The sequence below is a fragment of the Streptomyces sp. NPDC002754 genome (genome assembly GCF_053592315.1).
In genome coordinates, this window is sequence record NZ_JBSFVM010000008.1 from 219141 (window position 1) to 232675 (window position 13535).

Here is a 13535-nt window from a genome sequence, read left to right on the forward strand (position 1 = left end):
TTCACCCTCCGCCGTCGGCCGCCATCCGCTCCATCGCCGCCTCCACGGTCCGCGTGTGCGCCCAGGCCGCCTCGGCCGCCGCCTCCGGGTCGCTGCGCGCGATCGCGTCGGCCAGGTCGTCGTGGGCGCTTGCGCCGGGCAGCTCCGGCGTCCAGCTCGGGCGCAGCGAGGCGATGGTGTCGCGCACCGACTCGACGATGCTCTCGTACAGCTCGGTCATCAGCGGATTGCCGCTCGCGGCGACGACGGCCCGGTGGAACTCCACGTCCTTCTCGACGTACGCGGCGGGGTCCCCGCTCTCCTCCGCGCGGTGCCGGGCGAGCAGGGCGGACAGGATGCGGGCGAGGTCGGCCTCGCCGCGGTGCGCGGCGGCGGCGGGCGCCGCCTCCCGTTCGATGGCGAGGCGCACCTGGAGGATGTGCTTCAACTCGGCGCGGCGCAGGCGGCGTTGGAGCGCGGCATTGAGGTCGCTCGCGGCGCGCACATACGTCCCGTCGCCGCGCCGCGCCTCCAGGAGGCCGGTGTGGCACAGGGCCCGGACGGCCTCCCGCACGGTGTTGCGGCCCACGCCGAACTCCTCGACGAGCCGGCCCTCCGCCGGGATCCGGTCGCCGACGGCCCACTCGCCGCGTTCAATGCGGTGCTCGATCCTCTGGGTGGTGCGCTGGACCAGGGTGGCGCCGGTCTCGGCTGGTGCGGGCACGGAGGCGACCTCTCTTGTGCGGGTGGCTGCACACTCCAAAATATCCCATGTCTGCACCGGCCCACGACCCCCCTTTTGCCTGATTACGCCCCAATATCGTGGCCGCAGCTACCGAAACATGGGATGTTACGTTGGGTCGCATGCCGCAGAGTGACCCAGCCTCCGTATCCACACCCGCACCCGGCGTGACGCCCCGGGGCGCTGCCCCGGACCCCGCTGCTCAATCGCCGCAGGGGCTTAAAAGGCCCCCGGAGCTCAAGGAATCGCAGGGGCTGAAATTCAGCGGCGCCCTCCTCGCCGCCGGCATCCTCCTCATCGCCATGAACCTGCGGCCCGGCGTCGTGTCCGTCTCGCCCGAGCTCGACACGATCCGCCGCTCCACCGGGCTCAGCGGCTCACTCGCGGGGCTGCTCACCACGCTGCCGATCCTCTGCTTCGGCCTGCTCGCCCCGTTCGCGGCGAAGCTGTCGCGGCGCATCGGCATGACACGGGCGCTCGGCGCGATGATGGCGCTGCTGACGGCGGGCATCGCGCTGCGCCTCGCGCCCGGCCTGCCCGCACTGTTCGCGGGAACCGTCCTCATCGGCGCCGCGATATCCCTCTCGAACGTCCTCGTGCCGAGCGTCATCAAGCGCAACTTCGAGCGCCGCACCGGGCTGATGATGGGCCTGTACTCGGTGGCGCTGTTCTGCGGCGCCGCGCTCGCGGCCGGGGTGACCGTGCCGCTCGGGGACGCGCTCGGGCTCGGCTGGCGCGGGGCGATCGGCGTCTGGGCGGTGCTCTCCGCGCTCGCGCTCGCGCTGTGGGTGCCCCAGCTGCGCCGCTCGGACGCGCCGCCTGCGATGGCCCCGGGCGCCGCCGACTCCCGTACGCCGCTGCGCCGTTCACCGCTGGCCTGGAAGATCACGCTCCTCATGGGCCTGCAGTCGTTGCAGTACTACGCGTGTGCCGCGTGGATCCCGGCGATGCTCACCAGCCAGGGCATGGACGGTACGCAGGCGGGGTGGATGCTGTCCGTGATGAGCCTCGCGGGCATCGCCGGATCCCTTGCCTTCACGGCGCTCGTCGGCAGGTCATCGAACCAGGTCGCCCTCTCCCTCGCCGGCTCCGTGCTCGTCCTCGGCTCCGTGCTCGGCCTGCTGGTCGCGCCGGTCGGCGGGGCTTACGCGTGGATGCTGATGCAGGGCTTCGGCTGCGGGCTGCTGATCAGTACGGCGCTCGCCGTGATCGTGCTGCGCTCCCCCGATGCGGCGCGCGCCGCGGAGATGTCCGGCATGGCGCAGAGCGTCGGCTATCTGTTCGCCGCCGCGGGCCCGTTCCTGCTCGGCGCGCTGCACGACGCGACGGGCGGGTGGACGGTGCCGCTGGTGATGCTCGCGGTGCTGTGCGTGCCGATGGGCCTCGCGGGCATCGGAGCGGGCCGGGCCCGCCAGCTGGAGGCGTGAACCGCCGGGTCGGCGGGGGCTACCCCTCCGCCACCCCCGGGTTCTTGCGCCGGCCCGCCTGGAAGCGCGCCTTCTTCTGGCGGTTCCCGCACGTGTTCATGTCGCACCACCTGCGGGTCCGGCTCTGACTGGTGTCGAAGAAGGCGGCCTGACAGGTGGGTGACGCACACAGGGCCAGCCGTCCGTCCCGCTCGCCCGCGACGATGCCGATCGCGTCGGCGGCGATCACGCTGAGCGCGTCCTCCACGCCGACATCCGGGCCGAGCCGCCACCGCCGCTCACCCTCGGGCGTCAGGACGGCCGCGGCCCGGCCCTGAACGCTGCGCTCGTTGATGACCTGGACAGCAGCCGCGGGGAGGGCGTCCTGGAGCGCGGCCGCCGTCGCGGCGGCGTGGATCGCCTCCCTCAGCTCCCGGGCGAGGTCGAACTGGGCAAGGGAGCAGGAATCCACGGCAAGACCGTTCACCGCCAGCCAGTCGACGAGCCGTTGCGGCACGGGAATCCGCTCCACAGCCTCGCCCTGACGTTCCGTCAGGGTCGCCGTGAAGCTGGTCGCCAGCACCTTGCCGAGGCGGAATTCGGGGAACCGAGCACTCATGGAACCACCTTAGGCGGTTGCCGCCTGGATCGGAGAACTGCTAGAACCGTCTTAGACGGTTCCGCGACGGCCAGGAGGTCCCATGCCCCGCCCAAGCAGTGACGTACAAGCAGACGCACGAGCGGACATGCAAGCGCACGTGGAAGCCTTTGAAGCCCACGCGAGCAACGCCGAGCTCGACGATCTGCGCGCACGACTGGCGGCGGCTCGGCTGCCGGAGGCCGAGACGGTCCAGGGCGCCGGGACCGGCCACCGCCGCTGGGAACAGGGCGTCCCGCTCGCCGACCTCGTGGACGTCGTGCACTACTGGCGAACCGGGTACGACTGGCGGGCGTTCGAGGACCGCCTCAACCGGGCCGGACAGTTCCGTACGACCATCGACGGCCTGGGCATCCACTTCCTGCACCGCCGGTCCCCGCGCGCGGACGCCACCCCGCTGCTCATGACGCACGGCTGGCCGGACAGCGTCGCCCGGTTCATCGACGTCGTGGACGAGCTGGCGGATCCGAAGGACGCGGACGCCCCGGCGTTCCACGTCGTGGTTCCCTCGCTGCCGGGCTTCGGCTACAGCGACAAGCCGGCCGCCACCGGGTGGGGCACCGAGAAGATCGCGGCCACGTGGGTGGAGCTGATGGGCAGGCTCGGCTACGGCACGTTCCTGGCCCACGGCGGCGACTGGGGCGGGAACATCACCACGGTCCTCGGCGGCAGGTTCCCGGCGCACGTGCTCGGCATCCACACCACGTTCGCGGAGGGGCCGCCCGGACTGACCACGGACGGGCTGACGGCGGTCGAGCGCGAGTGGGCCGAGGAGACCCGCGACTTCTGGCTGCACCGCGCGGCGTACGCGAAGCAGCAGGCGACCCGGCCGCAGACCATCGGCTACGCCCTCGTCGACTCACCGGTCGGGCTTCTCGCCTGGATTCTCGACAAGTTCGCCGACTGGACGGACACCGAGGACAGCCCGTTCGAGACGATTTCCATGGACCGGATCCTCGACGACGTCACCCTGTACTGGCTGACACGGACCGGCGCCTCGGCCGCCCGTATCTACTACGAAAGCCACAACTCGCTCGATCCCGAACTCCGGGTCGACGTCCCCTCGGCCATCACCGCGTACCCCCGCGACGTCGAGAAGTGCCCGCGGCCCTGGGCGCAGGAGCGGTACCGGCGGATCGTCCGGTGGAGCGAGCCCGAAGTCGGGGGACACTTCGCGGCGTTGGAGGTTCCCGAGCACTTCGTCGCGGACCTGCGGGAAGGCCTCGCGGCCGTGCTGGACGCCCATCGGTGAAGACGGCCCCCGCCTACCCGTTGACCTGCGACCAAGCCTCTGCAAGGTTAGCAAGCGCTTTCTCGCCGCTCTGCGCCCAGGGGAACCCATGTCGGATTCAGCCGCTCCACCACGCACCACCACCGAAGCCAAGGGCCGCGCGCTCTTCTCGGGGCACTACACCCACCTGTGGGGCTTTCTGCTCGCGGGTTGGCTGATCAGCTACGCGGACCGGACCGTCACCGGACCTGTCGTCGCGTGGATGATCGAGAACAAGGCGGGCTTCATCGGTGACGCCTCCAACCCGGCGACGCTGGGCGGGCTCATCGGCTCGATGTTCTTCACCGGCTACATGCTCACGCAGTACGCGGGCGGCCGGCTCGGCGACCGCTACGGCCACCGGGAGATGCTCGTCGTCTCCCTGCTCTGGGCGGGCCTGCTCACGCTCGTGTCGGGCCTGACCGGCGGGCTCATCGGCTTCGTCGTGGCGCGCGTGCTCACCGGGCTCGGCGAGGGTGTCTTCTACTCCAACGACCGTGTCCTGGTCATCAATCACACGCCCGCGGCCCGCCGCACCATCGGCCTCGGCGTCGTCCTGTCAGGACTGTCCATCGGCCTGACCGTCGGCATCGTCGCCACCCCGCACCTCATCGACTGGGGCGGCACCCTCGGCATGGGCGGCCGGGCCTGGAGCATGCCGCTGTACGTGTTCGGTGTGGTGTCGCTGCTGGTGGCTTCGGCGACGTGGGCGTTCTTCCGGGGGCGCGGCGACAAGCCGCTGCGGCTCGGCCCGCCCGCGCTGCGGCTCATCGCCTACTCGATCCCCGCGGCGGTCGCGATCCTCGGTCTGTTCCTGCTCGCCGACGAGTTCAGCTGGCCGGACTGGCTGACGGCGGTCGGCTCCGGCGTGCTGTTCGTCATCATGGTGACGATCGTGATCCGCGGCATCGTCCGCACCGGCCGCAGCACCCAACTCCTCAACCGGAACGTCTGGTTGATCTACATCGGCTTCATCGCCGTGATGTGGAACCTGTGGTTCTTCTCGTTCTGGTCGGTGCAGATCGTCGCGGAGGCCGCGCACAGCAGCCTGGGGGCCGCGGCCCTCACCGCGGCGTTCAACGCGGGCGCCGGCATCATCGGCTTCCCGGTCGGCGGCTGGATCGCGGACCGGCGGGTGCGCGCCGGCAAGGGCCGCAAGCCGCTCGCCGTGATCTGCGCGGCGGTGCACACGGTGCTCGCGGTGGCGTTCGGCGCGAGCGTCCTGAACGGCGATCCCTCGCTGCTGCTGCTCGGCCTGATCCTGTTCTGCTCGGGCCTGTTCTTCAACGCGCTCCAGCCGATCGTGCACAGCATCCTCGGCGACCTCGCCGAGGAGAAGGACCGTGGTTCGCTGTTCGGCCTGTTCAACCTGGTCGCGGAGATCGGCGCGGTGGCCAGCCCCGTCGTCAGCGGTGTGCTGCGCGACGCGACGGGCAGCTGGGCCGCGGGCGTGTTCACCGCGGCCGGGGTGATGGCCGTGGCGGTCGTCCTCTACGCGCTGGTGAAGGAGCGCATCCCGGAGGTCGCCGCCACCTGACCCGATTCGGCCCGGTCCGCCGCGGGCTCAGCAGCCCTCGCGGATCGGGTCGATGGTGACCTTCGTCCGGTCCTCGTCCCCCTGCACCCTGCCGTAGACCGTGGAGTTGACGCGGTACCAGCGGTCGTCGGCGGTGCGCTTGCCGTTGACGTCGTCGAGGCGGACGCACCAGCGCTCGGCCCGCAGGACCCGCGTGTACGTCTCCGTGCCCTTGCGCACCTTGTGGCAGTCGCGGACCTTCTTCGTCGTGTAGTACGTCTTGGTGCGGCCGTGGCTGCGCTTGGTGTGCCGCACCTTGCGGGTGTCCGTCCCGCACTTCTTCACCAGGTGCGCCCGGGTGGCGCGGGTCGTGCGGCGCTGCACGTGCCGCACCCCGTCGCGCACCCCGGTCACCGTGTCGTCCTGCTGCTTGATCGTCTGACTGTCCGCGGTTCCGCCACCGCCGTGCACCGGGGCCGCCTTCTCCGTCCCACCACCGCAGGCCGCGAGCGCGACCACCAGCACCATCGTCAGTCCGGCCAGGGTCGTGCGCGGCTTCACGGAGATCGCTCCTTTTTGGTGTACATGCCATTGAGAGCCAGCAGCGTATCGGAAGCGCCGCCGCGGCCGATCACCCACGCCCCGACGGTGGCTGTCGATTCGTTATGCAACTCCAGGGCGAAAAGTTCCCCTTGCATGTAGCTTGCCGTTCCGACGCATTCAGGTTGAATCGTCAACCCGGATCGCCTACCAAAGGGAGCGATGAGCGGACACATGCGGCAACTCGCAGCGCCCCGACTGGCACCTCCGTTGGTGTCGGGTGGTCTTGCCGACTCGGTCTACAGCGCCGCGCTCCAGGACCCGCGGCGCCTGCAGTTCTCGCTGCTCCGGGACGGCGGCCCGGCGCTGGAGGTCAGCACGTCGCGGTTCCGCGACGAAGTGACGGCCGTGGCCCGCGGTTTCCTCGCCGGCGGCGTCGGCATGGGCGACCGGGTGATCGTGATGTCCCGCACCCGCTACGAGTGGACGCTGATCGCGTACGCGCTGTGGACCGTGGGCGCCGAGGTCGTGCCGGTGTATCCGACCTCGTCGGCGGAGCAGGTGCGGTGGATCCTCTACGACACCGACGCCGTGGGCGTCGTCGTCGAGAACGAGCACAACGCGATGACGGTGGCGGCGGCCTACGGGGCGCGTACCGATCTGACCCGGCTGTGGGAGCTGGACTCGGGCGGCCTCGACCTGCTCATCGAGGCGGGCGCCTCGGTCCGGGACGAGGACGTGCACCAACTGCGCGCCTCGGTACGCCCGCACGACACCGCCGTCATCTGCTACACGTCCGGTACGACGGGCCGACCCAAGGGCTGCGTCATCACGCACAGCAACCTGGCCTCCGAGTCGGACAACCTTCTCGCCGGCTGGGGCAGCATCCTCACACCACCGGGCCAACAGCAGTCCCTGCTCGCCTTCTTGCCGCTCGCCCACTGCTACGGGCTGATGGTGGTGGTCAGTTCGGTACGCGGCGGGATCAACATCGCCCACCAGCCCGACGTCTCCCCCCACGCGCTGCTCCCAGCGCTCGCCGCGTTCCGGCCGACGCTGATGTACGCGGTCCCGTACATCTTCGAGCGGGTCTTCGCCACGGCGCGGATCAACGCCCAGGACGGCGGCCACAGCGTCCTGTTCGAGCGGGCCGTGCGCACCGCGATCCGGTACGCGGCGTCGGTGCAGCGGCACACGGCGGGCGAAGGTGCGGGCCCCGGACCGCGCATGCGGCTCATGCACAAGCTGTACGACCGCGTCGTGTACGCGAAGGTGCGGGCGGTGCTCGGCGGCCGGGTGCGCAACGCGGTGTCGGGCGGTTCGCCGCTCTCCCGCGACCTCGGCCTGTTCTACCAGGGCTGCGGCATCACCGTGTACAACGGCTACGGCCTCACGGAGACGGCGGCCGCGGTCACCGTGCAGCCGCTCGGCGCGGTGCGGCACGGCACGGTGGGCAAGCCGCTGCCGGGCAACGCCGTGTACATCGCGGACGACGGTGAGATCTGGGTGGCGGGCGACGTCGTCTTCGCGGGCTACCTCAACAACCGCAAGGCCAACGAGGCGGCGCTGCACGACGGTTGGTTCGCCACGGGTGACCTCGGCCATCTCGACCCCGACGGTTACGTCGTCATCACGGGCCGCAAGAAGGACATCATCATCACGAGCGGCGGCAAGAGCGTCTCCCCGCAGACCCTGGAGGAGGAGCTGCGCGCCCACCCGCTGATCTCCGACTGCCTGGTGATCGGCGACAACCGCCCCTACGTCACGGCCCTGATCACCCTCGATCCGGCGTCCCTGGCGAGCTGGCAGTCGCTCAAGGGGCGAGTCCCCAGCGCGCCCGAGGAGGCGGTGCTCGACGAGCAGCTGAACGGCCACATACAGCGCGCGGTGTCACGTGCCAACTCCCGTGTCTCGCGCGCCGAGTCGATCCGCGCCTTCCGCATCCTGCCGCACGAGTTCGGCGCCGTTCAGGGCCTGCTCACCCCGTCCCTGAAGGTGCGCAGGACTGCGGTCATCGACGCGTACGCGGAGGTCATCGAGGAGCTGTACGCGACGCGATGAGCGCCGCGCACAGCATCCGTCAGTCCGTCAGTCCTTCAGGAGGCCGTGGGCGTCCAGTCACCCAGCCAGTCCGCGACCTCCTGCTCCGCGGCCTGGGTGTCGCTCAGCTGTGGCCGGTCGGCGCTCGCCGAACCGGCCCGGGCGCCGCTGTTCTTGTACTCGGCGAACCGGTCGTCCTTCCACGAGAAGCCGCCCATGTCGGTCCACGGCTTCGTCTTGATCGCGGCGCCCAGCGTGGAGTTGCGGACGGTGGCCTGCGGGTCGAGGGAGGCGTCGCCGCCCGCGTGCCAGTTGCGGCCGAGGTGGAAGCTGTCGGCGGAGACGTCGCCGCTGATGGTGGTCCGGTTGACGAGCAGGCCCTTCTTGCCGCCCGCGGTGCTCGGCGCCATGACGTACCCGGCCGACGTGCCGTCCCACCGCTTCTTCAGGGTGATCACGGACTGGTCGATCACGGCGGTGGCGCCACCGAAGATGAAGTCGACGTTGCCGACGACGTACGAGTTCTTCATGTAGACGCGCTTGCCCGCGCCGTCGAGCAGCAGCGTGTCCTGGTCGCCGCTGGTGCTGACCGAGTCGAGGAACACCTTGTCGGCGCTGGTGCGCAGCGCGACCGCCTGCGCGGCGATGGAGGTGTCCTTGCTCTCGTCGTAGTCGTTGCTGACGCTCAGGTTGCGCAGTTGGGTGTCGGCGGCGAGGACGGTGACGGTGGCGCTGCCCGAGGTGCCGTACGTCGCTCCGTCCGGCTTCTTCGACCCGGCGGCGTGCCCCTCGACGAGGACGGTGGATGTCCGGCTCGAACCGGTGCCGATGATCGTCACGTGCGGCTTGTTCGCCGGGACGGTGACGGTCCCGCGATACGTGCCGGGCGCGACCTTGATGTCCACGCGCGCGGTGTTGTTCGCGGGCACGGCGTCGACGGCGGCCTGCACGGTCTTGTACTGGGCGCTGCCGTCGGCGGCGACGGTGAGGGTCGTCGCGGCGGTGACCCTCGCCGTCGTACTCGTCGCGCCCATCGAACTCCTGGGCCCCACCCCGGACTTGAGCAGACCCGGCACGTCCGCCGCCTTGTCGAGCGTGTAGTCGTAGAAGTCGGAGGGCGTGAAGGCGCTGCCGCCGCTCTCGTTGCGCCCGCTGGTGCCGGAGAAGACGCTGCCGCGTTGCACGAGGGTGGTGGTGTCGTCCTTGATGACGGGGTTGTTCACTCCCTGGAAGTAGCTGTTCTCCAGGACCATCTTCGTCTTGCCGCGCGAGTAGTTCCCGTACGAGGACGTGATGTTGGTGTCCGGGTCGTCCTGGAGGTAGTTGTTGTAGAGGTGCGCGTGTGCGGCGTCGTCGGCCCACGCGGCGGCCGTCGCGGCGGAGGCCGTGCCCCCGCCGCCACCACCGAAGACCCCACCGCCGTAGGCGAGGACGACCGCGGCGACGACCACGAACGGCGCTCCCGCGAGAAGTACGGTCCGGCGTCTGCGGTGACGGGACTTGCTGCGGCTGCCTCTCATGGGCTTGCACTCCGTGGGTGGTGGGGGAACACGTGCCGCAGTGGGGCTGCCGCGGGGACGGGGAAGGTTGCCGACCCCCTCGGGGTCGGGCACATCAAGCCCCTGCGGCGATTGAGCAGCGGGGTCTGGGGTGGAGCCCCAGGACCGCAACGCCGTGTGACCCGCAGGCCCCCAGCCCGCTGTCACACCCCGATGGGAAGATGACGCAACTGGCGCGGCCGTACGCGCCAAGAAGAGGATGGGGCCCGATGGGACGCAGCGAGCGGGAGGCCATCGCCGAGGGCGTACGCCTCCACGCAGCCGTACGCGCACTGCTGGACGACCACCAGCGGGCCGTCCAGACCGTGCGGGACGCACTCGCTCCGCTGCTCGACGAGTCGGTGTCCCGCGTCCTCGACACCATGCCCGTCGCCCGGCTCCAGGAGGCCACCGACGGACGAGTCCGTGTCGGGCTCGTGGAACGGGACGGCCTGCGCACGGTCCGGCAGGTCCTTGACGCGGGCCCCGGGCGGCTCACCCAGATCCACGGCGTGGGCCCGCAGACCGCATCGCAACTGCTGGCCGCCGCGGGCCGGCTCGCCGACCGCGTGCGGCAGACGGCGGCGGTGCCGCTCGACGTGGACGAGCCGGAGCCCCGGACGACCGCGCTGGTCACGGCGTTGCACGTACTGGTGGAGGCGGGCCCCGACGCGCGGCACGCCGTGGACGCCGCGACCGGCATCGCCCGCCGGCTCGGACCGCTCCTGGATGAGGCGCGGCCCGCGGCGGGGCGGCTGCGGCTCCTGTTCACCGGCCGGGCCCGGCGGACCCGCGCCGTCGAAGCCGCCGAGCAGGTGCGGGCCCTCGTCGCCGACGCCGAGCGGGCGGGCACCGGGCCGCTGCTCGCGCAGGCCTCGGTCGACCTGCTGCGCGGGCCCGGGACGGACGTGGCGGCGTGGGTCGACTTCGAGGTGCGCTCCGCCGAGTACTACAGCGCGCTCGGCGAGATCTCCGGTCTGTCGCCCGACAAGGACGCCGCCGAGGGCTTCCTGCCCGCCGACATCGCCGAGCAGGTGCGCACACAGCAGCTCGACGAGTCGCGGCTCCGGGTGTCGCTGCGCGGCTACCAGGCGTTCGGGGCCCGCTTCGCGCTCGCGCGGCGCCGCGCCCTGCTCGGCGACGAGATGGGACTCGGCAAGACCGTCCAGGCGCTCGCCGCGCTGACCCACCTGGCGGCCGAGGGGCAGAGCCACTTCATGGTCGTCTGCCCGGCGAGCGTCCTCGTGAACTGGACGCGGGAGATCGAGGCCCGCAGCGCGCTGCGCGTCCTGCCGGTGCACGGAGCGGATCGGGGCGAGGCCTTCGCGGACTGGAAGGGCCGGGGCGGTGTCGCCGTCACGACGTACGACGCGCTGCGCGGCCTGCCGGCGCCCGGTGGCGGCGAGGTGGGGATGCTCGTCGTCGACGAGGCGCACGCGGTGAAGAACCCGGAGACGCTGCGCTCGCAGGCGGTGGCGGAGTGGGCGGAGCACTGCGAGCGGGTCCTGTTCATGACCGGCACCCCGATGGAGAACCGCGTCGGCGAGTTCCGCAACCTCGTGCGTGTGCTGGATCCCGCGCTCGCGGACCGGCTCGACGAGGAGGACGGCCTCGCCGGGTCCGTCGCCTTCCGCACGGCGGTCGCCCCGGTCTATCTGCGGCGCAACCAGGACGACGTCCTGGCCGAACTGCCGAGCCTCCAGCACACCGACGAGTGGGAGGAGTTGAGCGAGGCGGACGGGGCCGCCTACCGGGAGGCGGTCGCGTCCGGCAACTTCATGGCCATGCGCCGGGCGGCGTACGCACGCCCCGCGGAGTCGGCCAAGCTGGAGCGGCTGCGCGAGCTGGTCCTGGACGCCGCCGAGGCCGGGCTGAAGGTCGTCGTGTTCTCCAACTTCCGCGACGTGCTCGGCGCGGTCCGGGACGCCCTCGACACCGAACCACCTGTCGGCGGCCCGGTGTTCGGCCCGCTCACCGGCAGCGTGCCGCCCGCGCGCAGACAACTGCTCGTCGACGCGTTCACGGACACGGCCGGGCCCGCCGTCCTCGTGTCGCAGATCCAGGCCGGTGGCGTGGGGCTCAACATCCAGGCCGCCTCGGTGGTGATCCTGTGCGAGCCGCAGATCAAGCCGACCCTCGAGCACCAGGCCGTGGCGCGGGCGCACCGCATGGGCCAGGTCAGATCGGTGCGGGTGCACCGTCTCCTGGCCACCGGCGGCGTCGACGAGCGCCTGGTGAAGATACTCGCCAACAAGTCCCGGTTGTTCGACGCGTACGCCCGGCGCAGCTCGATGGCCGAGGCGACGCCGGACGCCGTCGACGTGTCCGACGCGGAGATCGCGCGCCGGATCGTCGAGGAGGAGCAGGCGCGCCTCGGCGTGGCGGCCGAGGACTGATCCGTGAACCCGTCAGTCGGTCAGTGAGTCAGGGCCTTGCGGAGCGCGTCGTACGCCGGCTTGTGCCGGTGTCTCACTTGACGCGCAGCTCACAGCGCATCCGGCGGTCGTGGCCCACCTCGCGCACCGGCCCGGTCAGGGTGAGCGGCACCGTGTGGTGGACGTGTTCGCTGGAGGCGGCGACGCGGAGCTCGAGGGCGCCGGGTTCGACGACGCGGCGGCCGTCGGCGCCGGTGTACGCGGCGAGGTCGGCCGGGAACGTCGCGTGGACCTCGGCCGAGGCGCCGGGGTCGAGGGGGACGCGGGCGTAGCCGACGAGCCGGTCCTCGGGGCGGGCGACGGTGCCGACCGGGTCGTGCAGGTAGAGCTGGACGACCTCGGTGCCGGGCCGCTCGCCCGTGTTGCGCACGGTGAACTTCAGCGCCACCTCGCCGTCGGTACCGAACTCCGGGGCCTCGCACTGCGGGTCGTCCCAGGCGAACGTCGTGTACGAGAGACCGTGGCCGAACGGGTAGAGCGCGGTGGGGTCGATATTGCTGGGCCCGCCGTGCCGTCCGAGCGGTGGGGCGAGGTACGCGGCGGGCCGGCCGCCGGGGGAGAACGCCTGGACGACGGCGTCCGCCCGGTCCGCCCAGCGGCCGAGCGCGTACGGCCGCCCGCTGAGGACGACGATGACGGTCGGCGCCCCAGAGGCGAGCGCCTCGTCAAGCAACACTCCTTGCCCGTACGGCAGTTACAGGCCTTCGGCGTCGCAGCCCTCGCCCGATGAGCCGCGTCCGAACGGGCCGGAATGGTCCCCCACCACGGCCAGGCAGACGTCGGCGCGCGGGGTCGGCCACGAACTCGGCGCCCGGCAGCTCCGCTCGCAGCGCCTGCGCAAAAGTCGGGAGAGGGCGATGCGCAGGCCGTGCGCATCCGGGAGCGGCAGCAGGCCCGCGTCGTTGGCGAGGAGGACCACGGACTCCTGCGCGGCCTTGGCCGCCAACTCCCGCATGTGGGGCGGGTTCAGGTCGACCGGCCCGGCCGAGGATTCCGGCCCGTCGTCCGGGTCGAGCAGCTCCAGTTCGCACTTCTGCGTGAGGACGCGCAGCGCCGCCCGGTCGAGGTGTTCCTCCGGGAGTTCCCCGCCCCCACCCTCACCCTCACCCGCCGCGAGCGCGATCCTGCCCGCCTCCGCGTCGGAGGCGGCGACCCGGTGCGCGGACTCCAGGAACGCGATGCCGAAGTAGCCGGAGACGAGCGTGCCGTTGAACTTCCAAGTGTCGCGCAGGAGTTGAGTGAGGAGTCCGGTGTGTGCGTGGGCGGGCAGGCCGTCGATGTCGTTGTACGCGGCCATCACGGAGCGGGCGCCGCCCTCGCGCAGCACCATCTCGAACGACGGCAGGATCACGTCCGCCAGCTCGCGCGGCCCGAGCGGGGCTTTTAAGCCCCTGCGGCGCTTGAGCAGCGG

The 13535-nt window shown here is 71.6% G+C and carries 8 protein-coding genes and 2 pseudogenes; 5 read left to right on the forward strand and 5 right to left on the reverse strand.

The window, feature by feature from the left end:
- Position 1: 1 nt before the first annotated feature.
- Positions 2 to 703, reverse strand: a complete 702-nt coding sequence (locus ACWD2L_RS19625; RefSeq protein ID WP_351339317.1) for a FadR/GntR family transcriptional regulator — start codon at positions 701 to 703, stop codon at positions 2 to 4.
- Positions 704 to 843: 140 nt separating this feature from the next.
- Between ACWD2L_RS19625 and ACWD2L_RS19630 the strand changes: the two genes are divergently transcribed.
- Complete coding sequence (locus tag ACWD2L_RS19630; protein ID WP_351339320.1) at positions 844 to 2148, forward strand: CynX/NimT family MFS transporter; 1305 nt, start codon at positions 844 to 846, stop codon at positions 2146 to 2148.
- Positions 2149 to 2167: 19 nt separating this feature from the next.
- On the opposite strand, the gene ACWD2L_RS19635 is transcribed toward ACWD2L_RS19630, so the two are convergent.
- Positions 2168 to 2746 carry a CGNR zinc finger domain-containing protein gene (locus ACWD2L_RS19635; protein WP_351339322.1) on the reverse strand — a complete coding sequence of 193 codons (579 nt, stop codon included), beginning with the start codon at positions 2744 to 2746 and terminating at the stop codon, positions 2168 to 2170.
- Positions 2747 to 2828: 82 nt separating this feature from the next.
- Here ACWD2L_RS19635 and ACWD2L_RS19640 point away from each other — a divergent pair, with 82 nt between their 5' ends.
- Positions 2829 to 4037: an epoxide hydrolase family protein gene (locus ACWD2L_RS19640; RefSeq protein WP_351339325.1), complete on the forward strand. Its 1209-nt coding sequence runs from the start codon at positions 2829 to 2831 to the stop codon at positions 4035 to 4037.
- Positions 4038 to 4125: 88 nt separating this feature from the next.
- The gene (locus ACWD2L_RS19645) at positions 4126 to 5592 is read left to right on the forward strand and encodes an MFS transporter (RefSeq protein ID WP_351339328.1); all 1467 of its coding nucleotides are present in this window, start codon (positions 4126 to 4128) and stop codon (positions 5590 to 5592) included.
- Between the two features lie 27 nt (positions 5593 to 5619).
- Here the strand turns inward: ACWD2L_RS19645 and ACWD2L_RS19650 are convergent, their stop codons facing one another.
- A complete protein-coding gene (locus ACWD2L_RS19650; protein ID WP_351339331.1) occupies positions 5620 to 6132 on the reverse strand; it encodes a hypothetical protein in 513 nt (170 codons plus the stop codon).
- 213 nt (positions 6133 to 6345) lie between these two features.
- Here ACWD2L_RS19650 and ACWD2L_RS19655 point away from each other — a divergent pair, with 213 nt between their 5' ends.
- Positions 6346 to 8172 carry an AMP-dependent synthetase/ligase gene (locus ACWD2L_RS19655; RefSeq protein WP_451190360.1) on the forward strand — a complete coding sequence of 609 codons (1827 nt, stop codon included), beginning with the start codon at positions 6346 to 6348 and terminating at the stop codon, positions 8170 to 8172.
- Positions 8173 to 8207: 35 nt separating this feature from the next.
- On the opposite strand, the pseudogene ACWD2L_RS19660 reads toward ACWD2L_RS19655, so the two are convergent.
- Positions 8208 to 9506, reverse strand: a pseudogene (locus tag ACWD2L_RS19660) (pectinesterase family protein); the annotation flags it as partial.
- Positions 9507 to 9919: 413 nt separating this feature from the next.
- Here ACWD2L_RS19660 and ACWD2L_RS19665 point away from each other — a divergent pair.
- Positions 9920 to 12085, forward strand: coding sequence for a DEAD/DEAH box helicase (locus ACWD2L_RS19665; protein WP_351339333.1), 2166 nt, complete (start codon positions 9920 to 9922; stop codon positions 12083 to 12085).
- Positions 12086 to 12158: 73 nt separating this feature from the next.
- Here ACWD2L_RS19665 and ACWD2L_RS19670 read toward each other — a convergent pair.
- A pseudogene (locus tag ACWD2L_RS19670) lies at positions 12159 to 13496 on the reverse strand (fibronectin type III-like domain-contianing protein); the annotation flags it as partial.
- Positions 13497 to 13535 lie beyond the last annotated feature (39 nt).

Excerpts from the sequence above, each read along its gene's own strand:
- ACWD2L_RS19630 (WP_351339320.1), top strand. The coding sequence starts at position 844 with ATGCCGCAGAGTGACCCAGCCTCCGTATCCACACCCGCACCCGGCGTG.
- ACWD2L_RS19635 (WP_351339322.1), bottom strand. The coding sequence starts at position 2,746 with ATGAGTGCTCGGTTCCCCGAATTCCGCCTCGGCAAGGTGCTGGCGACC.
- ACWD2L_RS19640 (WP_351339325.1), top strand. The coding sequence starts at position 2,829 with ATGCCCCGCCCAAGCAGTGACGTACAAGCAGACGCACGAGCGGACATG.
- ACWD2L_RS19645 (WP_351339328.1), top strand. The coding sequence starts at position 4,126 with ATGTCGGATTCAGCCGCTCCACCACGCACCACCACCGAAGCCAAGGGC.
- ACWD2L_RS19655 (WP_451190360.1), top strand. The coding sequence starts at position 6,346 with ATGCGGCAACTCGCAGCGCCCCGACTGGCACCTCCGTTGGTGTCGGGT.
- ACWD2L_RS19665 (WP_351339333.1), top strand. The coding sequence starts at position 9,920 with ATGGGACGCAGCGAGCGGGAGGCCATCGCCGAGGGCGTACGCCTCCAC.